The sequence below is a fragment of the Streptomyces sp. NPDC060049 genome, from assembly GCF_042736715.1.
Taxonomy (GTDB): domain Bacteria; phylum Actinomycetota; class Actinomycetes; order Streptomycetales; family Streptomycetaceae; genus Streptomyces.
In genome coordinates this window covers 156,203-171,077 of the sequence record NZ_JBHWVV010000001.1, presented here as the reverse complement: position 1 = coordinate 171,077, position 14,875 = coordinate 156,203, and the positions used below count along the sequence as shown (strand labels likewise).

Annotated in this window: 11 protein-coding genes and 1 pseudogene; 8 read left to right on the top strand and 4 right to left on the bottom strand. The window is 72.4% G+C overall.

Going from position 1 to position 14,875, the window contains the following annotated elements; translation table 11 throughout:
* Positions 1-615: pseudogene (locus tag ACFWBY_RS00680) on the top strand (hypothetical protein); the annotation flags it as partial.
* A gap of 99 nt (positions 616-714) precedes the next feature.
* On the opposite strand, the gene ACFWBY_RS00675 reads toward ACFWBY_RS00680, so the two are convergent.
* The gene (locus tag ACFWBY_RS00675; protein WP_385334772.1) at positions 715-1,212 is read right to left on the bottom strand and encodes a GNAT family N-acetyltransferase; all 498 of its coding nucleotides are present in this window, start codon (positions 1,210-1,212) and stop codon (positions 715-717) included.
* Positions 1,213-1,250: 38 nt separating this feature from the next.
* On the opposite strand from ACFWBY_RS00675, the gene ACFWBY_RS00670 reads away from it, so the two are divergent.
* Positions 1,251-2,054 carry an exodeoxyribonuclease III gene (locus tag ACFWBY_RS00670; RefSeq protein ID WP_385334770.1) on the top strand — a complete coding sequence of 268 codons (804 nt, stop codon included), beginning with the start codon at positions 1,251-1,253 and terminating at the stop codon, positions 2,052-2,054.
* Here ACFWBY_RS00670 and ACFWBY_RS00665 read toward each other — a convergent pair.
* Positions 2,036-2,749 carry a MerR family transcriptional regulator gene (locus tag ACFWBY_RS00665; RefSeq protein WP_385334768.1) on the bottom strand — a complete coding sequence of 238 codons (714 nt, stop codon included), beginning with the start codon at positions 2,747-2,749 and terminating at the stop codon, positions 2,036-2,038. The genes ACFWBY_RS00670 and ACFWBY_RS00665 overlap by 19 nt on opposite strands.
* 198 nt (positions 2,750-2,947) lie before the next feature.
* Here ACFWBY_RS00665 and ACFWBY_RS00660 point away from each other — a divergent pair, with 198 nt between their 5' ends.
* The 3 genes from ACFWBY_RS00660 to ACFWBY_RS00650 are packed head-to-tail and all read left to right on the top strand — an operon-like array spanning position 2,948 to position 6,482.
* Positions 2,948-4,573, top strand: a complete 1,626-nt coding sequence (locus ACFWBY_RS00660; RefSeq protein WP_385334831.1) for a flavin-containing monooxygenase — start codon at positions 2,948-2,950, stop codon at positions 4,571-4,573.
* On the top strand, positions 4,570-5,601 hold the full coding sequence (locus tag ACFWBY_RS00655; RefSeq protein WP_385334766.1) for an alpha/beta fold hydrolase: 1,032 nt from the start codon (positions 4,570-4,572) through the stop codon (positions 5,599-5,601). The genes ACFWBY_RS00660 and ACFWBY_RS00655 overlap by 4 nt, the downstream gene beginning before the upstream one ends.
* Positions 5,598-6,482 carry an SDR family oxidoreductase gene (locus ACFWBY_RS00650; protein ID WP_385334764.1) on the top strand — a complete coding sequence of 295 codons (885 nt, stop codon included), beginning with the start codon at positions 5,598-5,600 and terminating at the stop codon, positions 6,480-6,482. The genes ACFWBY_RS00655 and ACFWBY_RS00650 overlap by 4 nt, the downstream gene beginning before the upstream one ends.
* A 79-nt stretch (positions 6,483-6,561) precedes the next feature.
* Here ACFWBY_RS00650 and ACFWBY_RS00645 read toward each other — a convergent pair whose 3' ends face one another.
* Positions 6,562-9,873 carry a S41 family peptidase gene (locus tag ACFWBY_RS00645; protein WP_385334762.1) on the bottom strand — a complete coding sequence of 1,104 codons (3,312 nt, stop codon included), beginning with the start codon at positions 9,871-9,873 and terminating at the stop codon, positions 6,562-6,564.
* A 210-nt stretch (positions 9,874-10,083) separates the two neighbouring features.
* Here ACFWBY_RS00645 and ACFWBY_RS00640 point away from each other — a divergent pair, with 210 nt between their 5' ends.
* Both ACFWBY_RS00640 and ACFWBY_RS00635 read left to right on the top strand, forming a co-directional pair.
* The gene (locus ACFWBY_RS00640; protein WP_385334828.1) at positions 10,084-10,674 is read left to right on the top strand and encodes a TetR/AcrR family transcriptional regulator; all 591 of its coding nucleotides are present in this window, start codon (positions 10,084-10,086) and stop codon (positions 10,672-10,674) included.
* A 159-nt stretch (positions 10,675-10,833) separates the two neighbouring features.
* Complete coding sequence (locus ACFWBY_RS00635; protein WP_385334760.1) at positions 10,834-13,041, top strand: MMPL family transporter; 2,208 nt, start codon at positions 10,834-10,836, stop codon at positions 13,039-13,041.
* A 152-nt stretch (positions 13,042-13,193) separates the two neighbouring features.
* On the opposite strand, the gene ACFWBY_RS00630 is transcribed toward ACFWBY_RS00635, so the two are convergent.
* Positions 13,194-13,628, bottom strand: a complete 435-nt coding sequence (locus ACFWBY_RS00630) for an SsgA family sporulation/cell division regulator (RefSeq protein ID WP_385334758.1) — start codon at positions 13,626-13,628, stop codon at positions 13,194-13,196.
* 182 nt (positions 13,629-13,810) lie between these two features.
* Here ACFWBY_RS00630 and ACFWBY_RS00625 point away from each other — a divergent pair, with 182 nt between their 5' ends.
* The gene (locus ACFWBY_RS00625; RefSeq protein WP_385334756.1) at positions 13,811-14,875 is read left to right on the top strand and encodes an energy-coupling factor ABC transporter permease; all 1,065 of its coding nucleotides are present in this window, start codon (positions 13,811-13,813) and stop codon (positions 14,873-14,875) included.

Sequence of the window (14,875 nt, the reverse complement as noted above, 5' to 3'; positions counted from 1 at the left end):
ATCCCGGCCAATGGTGTGACGGCGGTCGTGATGAACGTGACGGCTGTGTACCCGACGGACTTCGGGCACGTGACGGTCTATCCGAACGGGCAGCCCGTCCCGAACGTGTCGAACCTGAACTTCACGCCCGGGCAGATCGTCCCGAACCTGGTGGTCGTCCCGGTCGTCAACGGGAAGGTCGACCTGCGCAACTCCGCGGGCTCGGTCGACCTGATCGCCGATGTGACGGGCTACTACTCCGCCACCGGATCGACCTTCTCCTCGGGGGCGCCGGTCAGGCTGCTGGACACCCGCGCGGGCATCGGCGCTCGCGCCGGAGCCGTGGGCCAGGGCGACCTGGTCAGCGTGCGGGTGGCCGGCGTCGAGGGCGTGCCCGCCACCGGGGTCACCGCGGTCGTGCTGAACGTCACGGTCACCGCACCCACCGCCGACAGCCACCTGGTGGTCTACCCGCACGGGGTCGCGCGTCCCGACGTGTCGAACCTCAACTTCACGGCCGGGCAGACGGTCCCCAACCTGGTGGTGGTCCCGGTCGTCGACGGCCGGGTCACCCTCTACAACCACGGGGGCAGTTCCCAGGTGATCGCGGATCTGGCCGGGTACTTCACGTCCTGACCCCGCGGGACCACCGCAGTCCGAGCGACACAGGCCGCCGCGCCGTCCGGGGAACCCCGGGCGGCGCGGCGGCGTTCGCGGCCCCGGGACGGGACGGCCTCAGGCGGGGCTCAGCGGCTTCGTCATGCAGCGGCTGGAGTCGTGGAAGCGGTAGTGGCCGAACTTCTCCGACGGGGCGTAGCCCGCGGAGAGGTACAGGGCGATGGCCTCCGGCTGCTGGTCGCCCGTCTCCAGGGCCATGCGCAGCCGACCGGCCGCCCGGGCGTCCGCTTCGAGCTCGGCGAGGATGCGGCGGGCGAGCCCGAGCCCCCGGGCGTGCGGGACGACGTACATCCGCTTGAGCTCGGCGTCGCCGTCCGAGTAGCCCTCGCCGTTCGCCTCCTGCGCGCGCCAGCCGCCGCTGGCTATCGGCGCGTCCGAAGCGTCGTAGGCGAGCAGGTAGAGGCCGCTGGGCGGGGAGAACATCGCGGGGTCGAGGAAGGTGACATCGCCCTCGCCGTCGTAGCGCTCCTGGTATTCGATCTGCACTTGGTCGTTGAGCTTGACCGCGTCCGGGTGGTCGTACGACACGGCGCGGAGCTGGATCTCCTGAGACATCCGAACAGCCTACGGAACGCTCCGGCTATCGTGCAGGGATGCTCTCCGTGACCTCCGTGAATGTGAATGGGATCCGCGCCGCCGCCAAGAAGGGGTTCTCCCCGTGGCTGGCCGGATCGGACGCCGACGTCGTCTGCCTGCAGGAAGTGCGGGCCGAGGCGGGGCAGATCCCGCAGGAGGTGCGGGAGCCCGAGGGGTGGCACACCGTGTTCGCGCCGGCCGCCGCCAAGGGGCGGGCCGGGGTCGCGCTCTACACGCGCCGGGAGCCGGAGCGGGTGCGGGTCGGGTTCGGCAGTTCCGAGTTCGACGGCTCCGGCCGGTACCTGGAGGCCGACCTGCCCGGCGTGACCGTCGCCAGCCTCTACCTGCCCTCCGGGGAGGCGGGGACCGAGAAGCAGGACGAGAAGTACCGGTTCATGGGGGAGTTCCTCCCCTACCTGAAGGAGCTCAGGGCGCGGGCCGCCGCCGACGGGCGCGAGGTCGTCGTGTGCGGCGACTGGAACATCTGCCACCGGGAGGCCGACCTGAAGAACTGGAAGACCAACCGGAAGAACGCCGGCTTCCTGCCCGAGGAGCGCGAGTGGCTCGGCCAGGTGTACGACAGCGCCGGGTACGTGGACGTCGTGCGCAGCCTGCATCCCGAGACCGAGGGCCCGTACTCCTGGTGGTCCTACCGAGGCCGGGCCTTCGACAACGACGCGGGCTGGCGCATCGACCTCCAGGTCGCCACGCCCGGGCTGGCCGCCAGGGCCGTCAAGGCCTACGTGGAGCGGGCCGAGACGCACCCCGAGCGGTGGTCCGACCACGCGCCCGTGACCGTGGTCTACGAGCTCGGGGTCTGACCGGACTCCGGCGCGCGCAGGCGGTCCATCGCCATCGTGAGCTCGGCCTCGACCACGCTCTTGGCCAGCGGCCGCAGGCGCGGGACCGCCTCCTCGTCGATGTGCGCGGAGATCAGCTCCGCGAACAGCGCGGCCAGCGCGTCCGCGTGCTCGCGCACCCGGCGGCCCGCCTCCAGGACGGCCGAGAGGGGCACGCCTTCGCGGACCAGTGCCGAGGAGACGTCCAGCAGCCGGCGGCTGACGTGGACGATCTCCTCGCCGTCGGTGGCGAGGTAGCCGAGGTCGAGGGAGGCCGCGAGGTTCTCCGGGGTGACCTCGCCCTCGAAGTAGTCGGCGAGCGCCTCGGGCGACAGGCGGACCGGGGTCTCCTCGGACCAGCCCATGCCGAGCAGCTCCCCGAGCTGGCCGACGTCACGGCCCTTCTCGAAGGCGACGGTCAGCTCCGCTATCCCGCCGAGGGTGTGGCCGCGTTCCAGCAGGGCGGCGATCGTGCGGAGCCGGGCCAGGTGGTGGTCGTCGTACCAGGCGATGCGGCCCTCGCGGCGGGGCGGCGGCAGGAGCTTGCGCTCCCGGTAGAAGCGCAGGGTGCGTACGGGGATGCCGGCGGCCAGGGCCAGCTCCTCCGTGCGGTATTCGCGCACTGTGTCCCTTGCTTCCGTCGTTTCGGTTGCGTCCTGCGTCGCGTCGTCCGGCACGTGCGCAGCCTAGGCCCTGTCGTCGCGGTGGTGCCCGGCCCGTGGCGCCCGGTGTCCCTGTGGCGTCAGGGCGTCGTACCCGCAGTAACTTTCCTCGCGCGACCCCTACCCATGAGTACGGGGCTGCTCTACTCTCCCGATTGTGCCAGTGATTGCTGGCAGCTTGGGCATCCGAAGGCGGCGGGCATGGGCGGTGGCATGGACGGGCGCGAGCACGTACGAGTGGCGGTGATCGGTTCCGGGTTCGGCGGACTGGGCGCCGCGGTGCGGTTGCGGCGCGAGGGGATCACGGACTTCGTCGTCCTGGAGCGCGCCGACTCCGTCGGCGGCACCTGGCGCGACAACAACTACCCCGGGTGCGCGTGCGACGTGCCGTCCCACCTCTACTCCTTCTCCTTCGCTCCGAATCCGGACTGGCCGCGCACCTTCTCCGGGCAACCCGCCATCCGGGAGTACTTGGAGCACGTGGCCGACGCCTTCGGCCTGCGCCGCCACATCCGGCTGAGCCACGAGGTCCGGATGATGCGCTGGGACGCGGACGAGCTGCGCTGGGACATCGAGACCTCGGGCGGCTCGCTCACCGCCGACGTGGTCGTCTCCGCCACCGGGCCGCTGTCCGACCCGAAGATGCCCGAGATCCCCGGGCTCGCCGGCTTCCCCGGCAAGGTCTTCCACTCCGCCCGCTGGGACCACGACTACGACCTGCGCGGCAAGCGCGTCGCCATGATCGGCACCGGCGCGTCCGCCATCCAGATCGTGCCCGCCATCGCCCCCGCGGTGGAGCGACTGACGCTCTTCCAGCGCACCCCGCCGTGGGTCATGCCGCGCACCGACCGGGCGATCTCCTCAGTGGAGCGCTGGCTCCACCGCCAGCTGCCCTTCACCCGGGCGGCGCGCCGCGGGCTGCTGTGGGGGATCCGCGAGCTCCAGGTCAGCGCCTTCACCAAGCGGCCGAACCAGCTCGGGCTGATCGAGTCGCTCGCCAAGGCCAACATGGGGCGCTCGATCAAGGACCCGGCGCTGCGGGCCAAGCTGACGCCCTCCTACCGCATCGGCTGCAAGCGGATCCTGCTCTCCAGCGAGTACTACCCGGCGCTCGCCCGGCCGAACGTGGACCTGGTCGCCTCCGGGCTGAAGGAGGTCCGGGGCTCGGCCCTGGTCGCCGCCGACGGCACCGAGACCGAGGTCGACGCGATCGTCTTCGGCACCGGCTTCCACGTCACGGACATGCCGATCGCCGACCGGGTGGTGGGTGTGGAGGGCAAGACCCTCGCGGACGTGTGGAAGGACGGGATGCAGTCCCTGCGCGGGGCCACCGCGGCCGGCTTCCCGAACTGGATGACGATCATCGGGCCGAACACCGGGCTCGGGAACAGTTCGATGATCCTGATGATCGAATCGCAGCTGAACTACATGGCCGACTACATGCGGCAGCTGGCCCTCCTCGGTGGAAGCGGTCCGGGCGGCCGGGTCGCGCTCGCCGCCAGGCCGTCGGCCGTCAACGCGTGGAACCGGAACGTCCAGACGCGGATGGAGCGCACCGTCTGGAACACCGGCGGCTGCACCAGCTGGTACCTGGACGCGCAGGGCCGCAACACCACCGTCTGGCCGGGCACCACCGGGGAGTTCCGCAAGGAGACCCGGAGCGTGGACCTGGGCGAGTACGAGGTCGTGCGCCACCGGGAGCGCGAGCGGGTCGCGGCGGGCGCCGGGACACCGGCGAAGGGCGCCGCGCAGCCGGCCGCAACAGCCCGGCCGGCCGCCTCCGCCGAGCCGGCCGCCTCCGCCGAATCGTCCGCCTCCTCCGAGGAGAGCGCCGCGTGAGCCGCCTGACGCACGTCACCGCGGGCCCCTACGCCCCGCCGGCCGCCCGCCGCGAGCTGGTCGCCACCTCCGCCGACGGCTCCCGCCTGCACGTCGAGGTGCACGGTGAGGAGGGGGCCCCGGCGGTCGTGCTCGCGCACGGCTGGACGTGTTCCACCGCCTTCTGGGCCGCGCAGATACGGGCCCTGGCCGCCGGTCACCGGGTCATCGCCTACGACCAGCGCGGCCACGGGCGCAGCCCCGCCGCCCTCGGCTACAGCACCACCGCGCTCGCCGACGACCTGACCGCCGTCCTGGGGGCCACCCTCGCGCCCGGTGAGAGGGCCGTCGTCGCCGGGCACTCCATGGGCGGGATGACGATCATGGCCGCGGCCGGCCGGCCGGAGTTCGCCGAACACGTCGCGGCCGCGGTGCTGTGCAGCACGGGCAGTGGCCGGCTGGTCGAGGAGGCACTGGTCCTGCCGATCCGCCCCGGACGCGCGAGGACCCGTATCACCGGCGCGGTCCTGGGATCCCGGGCCCCGCTCGGGCCCGTCACACCCCTCGCGAAGGCCGTGCTGAAGTACGCGACGATGGGCCCGGGCTCGGCGCCCGACAAGGTCGAGGCCTGTGCCCGGATCGTCCACTCCTGCCCCACGGGGGTGCGCCACGCGTGGTCGGCGGTGCTCGCCGGGCTGGACCTCGACGCCGCACTGGGCTCGCTCACCGTGCCCACCGCCGTCATCGGCGGCAAGAGCGACCGGCTGACGCCGATCGTGCACGCCCGGGCGCTGGCCGCCGCGCTGACGAACTGCGTGGGGCTCACCGAACTGACCGGGATGGGGCACATGACCCCGATCGAGGCCCCCGAAGCCGTCACCGGAACCGTGCGCGACCTCGTCGCGCAGTTCCTCAACCAGCCCGGCCTCAACCAGCCCGGCCTCAACCAGCCCGGCCTCAACCAGCCCGGCCTCAACCAGCCCGGCGCCGATCAGCCCAGTGCCGATCAACCCAGTGTCAGCCGGCCCGCGAAGGAGAAGACGCCGTGAGTGCTCGCAGGAGTCTGGAAGGACAGGTCGCCGTCGTCACGGGCGCCGCCCGCGGGGTCGGGGAGCTGCTCGCCCGCAAGCTGTCCGCGCGCGGCGCGAAGGTGGCCCTCGTCGGCCTGGAGCCCGAGGCGCTCAAGGAGGTCTCCGAGCGGCTGCACACCGACAGCGACCACTGGTACGCCGACGTCACCGACCACGAGGCCATGGCCCGGGTCGCACAGGAGGTCAAGCAGCGTTTCGGCAAGGTCGACATCGTCGTGGCCAACGCGGGAGTCGCGGCGGGCGGTCCCTTCGCCGACTCCGACCCCGACGCCTGGCGCCGGGTCATCGAGGTCAACCTCATCGGCGGCGCCGTCACCGCCCGCGCCTTCCTGCCCGTCCTGACGGAGAGCCGCGGCTACTTCCTGCAGATCGCCTCGCTCGCCGCGATCACCCCGGCGCCGATGATGAGCGCGTACTGCGCCTCGAAGTCCGGCGTCGAGGCCTTCGCCCACTGCCTGCGCGCCGAGGTCGGCTACAAGGGCGTCAAGGTCGGCGTCGGCTACCTGTCCTGGACCGACACCGACATGGTGCGCGGCGCCGACCAGGACGAGGTCATGCGCGAGCTGCGTCAGCGGCTGCCGTGGCCGTCGAACCGGACGTACCCGCTGGGGCCGGCCGTCGACCGGATCGTGGCGGGGGTCGAACGGCGCTCGGCGCACGTGTACGCGCAGTGGTGGCTGCGCGGGATGCAGGGGGTGCGCGGGTACCTGCCGGGGATCATCTCGACGGTCGGACAGCGCGAGATGAAGCGGTTCGAACCGCGACTGGCCGGTGTTTCCAAGGGGCTTGTGGGGGCCGGCGGGGCGGCCGACGAGCAGGAGCGCACACAGAGCCGCTGACCTCGGTGCGAGGAACGTCCGCCCGTGGGGGTGCGACCCGCCGTTCCCGGGTCGCACCCTTCCGGCTTGCCCCGGGCGGTCATCCGCGCGGTGGCGCCTCGCGCGGCGGCAGCTTCGGCCGCCGCAGGTCCGGTACGTCCGTGTAGCCGGGCGGCACCGCCGCCGGGTCCTGCTCCAGCAGCTCCAGCGCCAGGACCACGGCGTCGTCCAGCTGCGCGTGCCGTCCCTCCGCCCAGTCGAGCGGGGTGCGCAGGATCGGCAGGTCGGGCTCCACGCCGTGGTTCTCCACGGACCAGCCGTACTCGGGGAACCACGCCGCGTTCATCGGCACCGTGATCACCGTGCCGTCGCCCAGGGTGTGCCGGCCGGTCATGCCGACCACCCCGCCCCACGTGCGCTGGCCGACGACCGGGCCGAGCCCCAGCAGCTTGATGGCCGCCGTGATCATGTCCCCGTCGGAGGAGGTCGCCTCGTCGGCCAGCGCCACGATCGGGCCCCGGGGCGCGTTGGAGGCGTAGGAGACCGGCTGGGCGCCCCGGGTCAGGTCCCAGCCGAGGATCGACCGGGTCAGCTTCTCCACCACCAGCTCGCTGATGTGGCCGCCCGCGTTGCCGCGTACGTCCACGATCACCGCGGGCTTCGACATCTCCGCCCGCAGGTCGCGGTTGAACTGCGCCCAGCCCGAGCCCCCCATGTCGGGGATGTGCAGGTAGCCGCACCGGCCGCCGCTGACCTCCCGGACGACCGCGCGGCGCTTGGCCACCCAGTCCTGGTAGCGCAGCGGCCGCTCGTCGATCAGCGGCACGATCGCGACCCGGCGCGCGCGGCCCTGGCCCTCCGCGGGCTCGAAGGTGAGCTCGACGGTGGTGCCGCCGGCCGCCGCGAAAAGCGGGTACGGACCGGTGACCGGGTCCACGGGCCGGCCGTCGACGTGGGTCAGGACCGCGCCCTCGCGGATGCCGGTGCCCGCCAGCGGGGAGCGGGCCTTCGAGTCCGAGGACTCGCCGGGCAGGATCCGGCCGACGACCCAGGCGCCGTCGCGGGGGAAGAGGTTGGCGCCGAGCAGGCCGATGGCCCGCTGGTAGTGCGGGGGGCCCTCGTTGCGGCGGGCGGGCGAGACGTAGGCGTGCGAGGTGCCGAGCTCGCCGAGGACCTCGCGCAGCAGGTCGGCGAACTCGTCGGGGGAGGCGACCCGTTCGACCAGGGAGCGGTACTGGCTCAGCACCCCGTCCCAGTCGATGCCGCACATCCCCGGTTCCCAGAAGTAGGCGCGGATGAGCCTCCCGGCCTCCTCGAAGGCCTGGCGCCACTCGGCCGCCGGGTCGACCTCGTGCAGGATGCGCCGCAGGTCCAGGTAGACGGTGGAGTCGCTGTCCCCCGACTCGGTCGCCGGGACCGCGCGCAGATCGCCGTCCTCGTTGACCACGAGCCGCGTGCCGTCGCCGCTGACCGAGAACCAGTCCAGCCCGGAGGCCAGTTCCGTCTTGCGGGCCTTGGTGAGGTCGAAGTACTCCAGCGTCGGCTTGCCGCTGACGTCGGCCGGGTTGGCGAAGGTCTCCCCGAGCGCGCCCGAGATGGGCCAGCGCAGCCACACCAGCCCGCCGCCGCTCACCGGGTACAGGGCCGAGTACTTGGAGGCCGACACGGGGAAGGGGGTCACCCGGCTCTCCAGCCCCTCCACCTCGACCGTGACCGCGCCGTCGCCCGACTCGGAGTCCCCCTCGACCGGGTCGAGTCCGCCCGCGGCGGGGCGCCCGTCGGGGGAGAAGGCGAAGGGGGAGGGGGTCGCCGAGGAGAGCGGCACCAGGTAGGGGCGGCAGCCCAGCGGGAAGGACAGGTCGCCGGTGTGCACGTCGTAGACCGGGTCGAAACCGCGCCACGACAGGAAGGCCAGATAGCGCCCGTCCCGGGTGAAGACCGGATTCTCGTCCTCGAAGCGCCCGCCCGTGACGTCCACGACGGTGCGCGCGCCGGGTCCGGCGATCCGGGCCATCTTGATCTGCCGCAGCGAGCGCCCGATGCCCGGGTGCGACCAGGTCAGCCAGCAGCCGTCGGGGGAGAACGCGAGGTCGGTGACGGGGCCGTTGTCGGACCGGATCAGCTCGCTCGCCTCCCCGTTGGACTCCTCGGTGGCGTCGATCAGCAGCAGCCGCCCGTCGTTGGAGGCGATCGCGAGCCGCTCCCCGTCCGGATCGGAGAGCAGCTCCAGTACGCGGCCCAGGCTGCCCGAGGCGAGGCGGCGCGGCTCGCGGTGCCCCGAGGCCCGGGGCAGGTAGGCGATCTCGACCGCGTCCTCGCCCTCCGCGTCCGTCACGTACGCCACCTGCCCGCCGCTGCCGAGCATCTCGGGCAGCCGCACCCGTACGCCCGGGGTGTCGGCGATGGTGCGGGCGGGGCCGTCGCGGTGCGTGAGCCAGTAGAGGCTGCCGCGTACGACGACGGCGCTGGCCCGCCCGGTGGCGTCGACGGAGAGGGAGTCGACGTGGCTGGCGGCCGAAACCTGGTAGGTGCGGCGGCCCGCGCGCGGGCCGCCGAGGCGGACCTCCAGCTTGCGCGGGGAGGCGTCCGCGGCCAGCGAGTCGACGAGCCAGATGTCGCCGGCGCACTGGTAGACGACGCGGCGGCCGTCGCTGGAGGCGTGCCGGGCGTAGAACTCCTCGTGGTCGGTGTGCCGGCGCAGGTCCGTGCCGTCGGGCAGGCAGGAGTAGAGGTTGCCGATGCCCTCGTGGTCGGAGAGGAAGGCGATCCGGCCGTCCACGAACATCGGCGAGTCCAGGTGCCCCTCGATGCCCTCCAGCAACCGCTCGCCGTGCAGCCACAGCCGGCCGGTGGCGCCGCCGCGGTAGCGCTTCCACGCGGCGGGCTCGTGCGGGGGCTTGCCGGTCAGCAGCAGGGTGCGCCGCTCGCCGGCGCCCTCCCCGTCGTGGGCGTCCTCGTGGACGGCGATGTCGGATACGGGGCCCCAGGGGAGCCGGCCGCCGGGACTGCCGTCGGTGGGGAGGCTGTAGGCCCAGGAGAAGTAGGAGAACGGCTGGCCGTGCGAGGAGACGGCCAGGATGTCGCTGCGGCCGTCCTTGTCGGGCGGGGTCCAGCCGCAGACCCGGGTGTCGGTGGATCCCCAGTAGGTGAGGCGGCGGGCCGGGCCGCCCGCCACGGGGGCCAGGTGGATCTCGGGGTCGAGGCTGCGCCAGGTGGTGAAGGCGATGTGCTCGCCGTCGGGGGAGAAGCGGGGGTGGCCGACCCGGGTGCGGTCGACGGTGATCCGCCAGGCACGGCCCGCCGGCTCTCCGGGAGGGACCAGGGGCGCGACCCAGAGGTCGTCCTCGGTGGCGAAGCACAGCACATCGTCGTGGACATGGGGGAACCGGAGGTACGCCGCGTCGTGGCTCACCCCCCAATGCTTTCCGCGCGGAGGGGGCCTGGCAACTCGTACAGGTGATCCACGGGTGGGCCGGCGGGGGCGCTTCGGAGCGCTCACCGGGTGACCGACACCACTCCCGGATCGAAACGGAACGGTTTCGTTTCGCTGGACGCGCGGGGTATGGTCGATGCGTACGAAACAGTTTCGTTCGGATGGGCGAGATCGGGAGGAGACGTGGTGATGGTCGAAGAGGTCATGTCGCGCCGCAGCCGGATCACCCCCGAGCGGGAGGCCGAACTCCACGGGGCGGTCCTCGACCTCCTGCGCGAGGTCGGCTACGAGGCGCTGACCATGGACGCGGTCGCCGCCCGTACGAAGTCCAGCAAGGCGACCCTCTACCGCCAGTGGGGGAGCAAGCCCGAGCTGGTGGCCAAGGCCCTGCGCTGCACCCAGCCGGTCTCCCTCCGGGAGATCGACACGGGCAGCCTGCGCGGGGACTTCGCGGTCATGATCGAGAACTCCGACGACGCCCAGATGGCGAAGGACACCGCGCTGATGCGGGGTCTGACCCATGCGGTCCACGAGAGCCCCGAGCTCCACAAGGCGCTGCGGGACCTGCTGGTCGACCCGGAGATCACCGGTATGCAGGCGATGCTGCAGCGGGCGGTGGACCGGGGTGAGATCGCCCCGGACTGTCCGGCCCTGGCCTTCGTGCCGCACGTCCTCATCGGGACGTTCATCGCACTCCCGCTGATCGAGGACCGGTCCGTCGACCGGCGCTTCCTCGGCGACTTCATCGATGCCGTGGTACTCCCCGCCCTCGGCGTCTGATCCCCCACGTCCCCGCAGTCCCCGCGGTCCCCGCACGTTCCGCCACGGCGTCCCCGCGCCCGAGCTCGATTCCTGCTGCTCCTGACACGCCGCTCTCGTCGTCGGACCGGCATTCCATGCCCTGTTCCATCCCACGACCCGAACGGGAGAACCACCGACGTGGCCACCTTCCTTTACCGACTCGGCAGGGGTGCCTTCCGGCGCCGTCGACTCGTCGCCCTCCTCTGGGTGGCGCTGCTGTTCCTCGCCGGCTTCGGCGCCGCTTCGGCGTCCGCACCCACCTCAGGCTCGTTCTCCATACCCGGCACGGAGGCCCAGAAGGCCTTCGACCTGCTCGACCAGCGCTTCCCGGGGATGGCCGCCGACGGCGCCACCGCCCGCATCGTGATCAAGGCTCCCGCCGGTGAGAAGGTCGACTCCGCGGCCGTCAAGCCGCAGGTCGAGAAGATCGTCACCGACCTGAACGAGGGCCCCGGCAAGGACCAGATCTCCTCGGTCGCCAACCCCTACGAGGCGCAGGCGGTGAGCCAGGACGGCTCCACCGCTTACATCAGCGTCAAGTACAAGGTCAGCACCATGGAGCTGACGGACCCGACCCGCGAGGCCCTCAAGGAGGCAGGCACCGAGGCCAAGGACTCCGGCCTGAACGTCCAGATCGGCGGCGACGCCCTGATGGCGACCCCCGAGACCGGCTCCGGCGAGATCATCGGCATCGCCATCGCCGCGGTCGTCCTCGTCATCACCTTCGGCTCGCTGATCGCCGCCGGACTGCCGCTGCTGACCGCGCTGATCGGCGTCGGCATCGGCATCTCCTCCATCACCGCGCTCGCCAACGTGCTGGACCTCGGCTCCACCACCTCCACCCTCGCGATGATGATCGGCCTCGCCGTCGGCATCGACTACGCGCTCTTCATCGTCTCCCGCTACCGCTCGGAGCTCGCCGAGGGCCGCGAGCCCGAAGAAGCCGCGGGCCGGGCCGCCGGAACCGCCGGCTCCGCCGTGGTCTTCGCCGGTCTGACCGTGGTCATCGCCCTCGTGGGACTGGCCGTCGTCAACATCCCGATGCTCACCAAGATGGGCGCCGCCGCAGCCGGCACCGTGGTCATCGCCGTCCTCGTCGCCCTGACGCTGGTCCCCGCGATCCTCGGCTTCGCGGGCAAGAAGGTGCTGCCCGCCGGTACGAAGTCCAAGCTGTTCGGCAAGGGCAAGCCGGGCGCCGAGCCCAAGGCCAACGGCGGCACCCGCTGGGCCCGCTTCATCCTGCGCCGCCCGGTCGTGGTGCTGCTGGTCGCGGTCGTCGGCCTCGGTGCCGTCGCGATCCCGGCGGGCAAGCTGGAGATGGGCCTGCCGGACGACGGCTCCCAGCCGGTGTCCACCACGCAGCGCCAGGCGTACGACCTGCTGTCCGATGGCTTCGGCCCCGGCTTCAACGGCCCGCTGATGGTCGTCGTGGACGGCGACAAGGCGCTCGCCGACCAGACGGTCGAGCGGATCAAGGGCCTGGAGGGCGCGGTCGCGGTCACTCCGCCGACGCTCAACAAGGAGGGCGACGCCGCCGTCATCACGGTCATCCCGAAGGACCGCCCGTCCTCCGAGCAGACCGAGAGCCTGGTCCACGAGATCCGCGAGGGCAGCGGGGACGACGTCCTCGTCACCGGCGCCACCGCGATGAACATCGACTTCTCGCAGAAGATGAACGACGCGCTGCTGCCGTACCTGGCCCTCGTCGTCGGCCTCGCCTTCCTGCTCCTGATGCTCGTCTTCCGCTCGGTCCTGGTCCCGCTCAAGGCGGCCCTCGGCTTCCTGCTCTCGGTGGTCGCCGCCCTCGGCGCCGTCGTCGCGGTCTTCCAGTGGGGTTGGCTCGGCTCGCTCTTCGGGGTGGAGCAGACCGGCCCGATCATGTCGATGATGCCGATCTTCATGGTGGGCGTCGTCTTCGGTCTGGCCATGGACTACGAGGTCTTCCTGGTCACCCGCATGCGTGAGGCGTACGTCCACGGCGAGCGGCCGGGCCAGGCCGTCGTGACCGGCTTCCAGTACAGCGCCCGCGTGGTCGTGGCCGCCGCCGTCATCATGATCGCGGTGTTCGCGGGCTTCATGGGGGCCACCGAGCAGATGATCAAGATGATCGGCTTCGGCCTGGCCATCGCCGTCTTCTTCGACGCCTTCGTCGTCCGGATGACCATCGTCCCGGCCGTCCTCGCGCTGCTCGGCCACAAGGCCTGGTGGCTGCCGAAGTGGCTGGACCGGATCCTGCCCAACGTCGACGTGGAGGGCGAGAGCCTGCGCAAGCACCTCGGCGAGTCCGCCGACGGCTCCGACGGCTCCGAGGGCCCGGACAAGGACCGCGAGCTGGTCAAGGTCTGAGGTCAGGCGTCGGGCGTCAGGCGGGCGGCGGGCGCCACGCGTCCGACGTCCCGCGCCCGGCCGCAGGGCTGATCCGCCCGCCGCGCACGAGGACCGGCCCCGCACCTCATCGGTGCGGGGCCGGTCCTGTTTTCCGACGGGCCCGGCTGGGCCTAACGGGTGGCGGCGGGCGAGGGCGCGTACGTCCGGCGCAGGAAGCGGCGCAGTGCCGCGATGTCGAACTGGACCACCGCGACGCCCTCGGGGGAGTGGAACTCGACGATGGCCTGGACGCGTCCGCAGGGCCAGATGCGCACGTCGCCGGTCCCGGTCGGGGCCTGGAGGCCGGCCTCCAGGAGGGCGCGGGGAAAGACCCACTCGTTGTCCGTGCCCTCGGGGGAGAGGTCGGCCGGGAAGACGATCCGGACGGCGAGGGGCTCGGCGGGGACGAAGCGCAGGGCGACCGGGATGGTCCGGTAGAGCGGATCGTCGGTGATGACGCGGGCGCGCACCCGCTCCTCGACGACGGGCGCGGGCGCGGTGGCGGTCGCCGTGCCGGTGGCCCCGGCGGTCGGGCGGGCGGAGGGATTCTCGGAGGTGGCTGACATCGACAAGACTCCTCAAATCGGAACAAATGCGTCCGCATTGCACCCAGCCTCGCACATTCCCCCGTATCTGCACGGACCTATTTGGGGCGGAGACGCTCTTGCCAACCGTTTGCAATTGGGCACTATTCTTGAACGGTTAAAGATTTGCCGGTTCAACGGACCGCAGGAAGCGGAGCAAAACCATGCATGTGCCCGACGGCTTCATCGATGCCCCCGTCTCCATCGCCGCAGGTGTCGCCGCCGCCGGAGCCGTGGCGGTCAGCCTCCGCGGCGCCCGCCGGGAGCTCGACGAGCGCACCGCGCCGCTCGCCGGACTCGTCGCCGCCTTCATCTTCGCCGTCCAGATGCTGAACTTCCCCGTCGCGGCCGGCACCAGCGGCCACCTGCTGGGCGGCGCGCTCGCCGCGATCCTCGTCGGCCCCTACACGGGCGTGCTCTGCGTCTCCGTCGTCCTGCTCATGCAGGGCGTCCTCTTCGCCGACGGCGGCCTGACCGCACTCGGCGTCAACGTCGTGACCATGGGCGTCGTGACCGTGGTCGTCGCCTACGCCGTCTTCCGCGGGCTGGTGGGGCTGCTGCCCGACAGCCGCCGCTCGGTGACCGTCGCCGCCTTCGCCGGAGCACTGCTGTCGGTGCCCGCCGCCGCCGGCGCCTTCACCCTCTTCTACGCCCTCGGCGGCACCACCGACGTAGCGCTCGGCAAGGTCTTCGGCGCCATGGTCGGCGTCCACGTCCTCATCGGCATCGGCGAAGCCGCCATCACCGCCGCCACCGTCGGCGCCGTGATCGCCGTACGCCCCGACCTCGTCCACGGCGCCCGCGGCCTGTCCGCCCCGCTGAAGCTGCGCGTCGGCGGCGAACTCGTCGACGCCCCGGCCGCGGCCGTGGCCGCCGCCCCGGCCGCTACCGCCGCCCGGTCCACCAAGCCCGTGTGGATCACCGGCCTGGCCGTCGCGCTGGCCCTCGCCGGCTTCGTGTCCTTCTACGCCTCCGCCAGCCCCGACGGCCTGGAGAAGGTCGCCGCCGACAAGGGCATCGACCAGAAGGTCACCGAGCACGCCACCGCCGACTCCCCGCTCGCCGACTACGGCGTCAAGGACGTCTCCGACGCCCGTCTCTCCGGCGGCCTCGCCGGCGTCATCGGCGTCGGCGCGACCATCGCCGTCGGCACCGGCGTCTTCTGGACCGTCCGCCGCCGCCGCGACGCCGACCCCACGGCCGCCTCCACGGCCGTGCCGGCCGCCTGA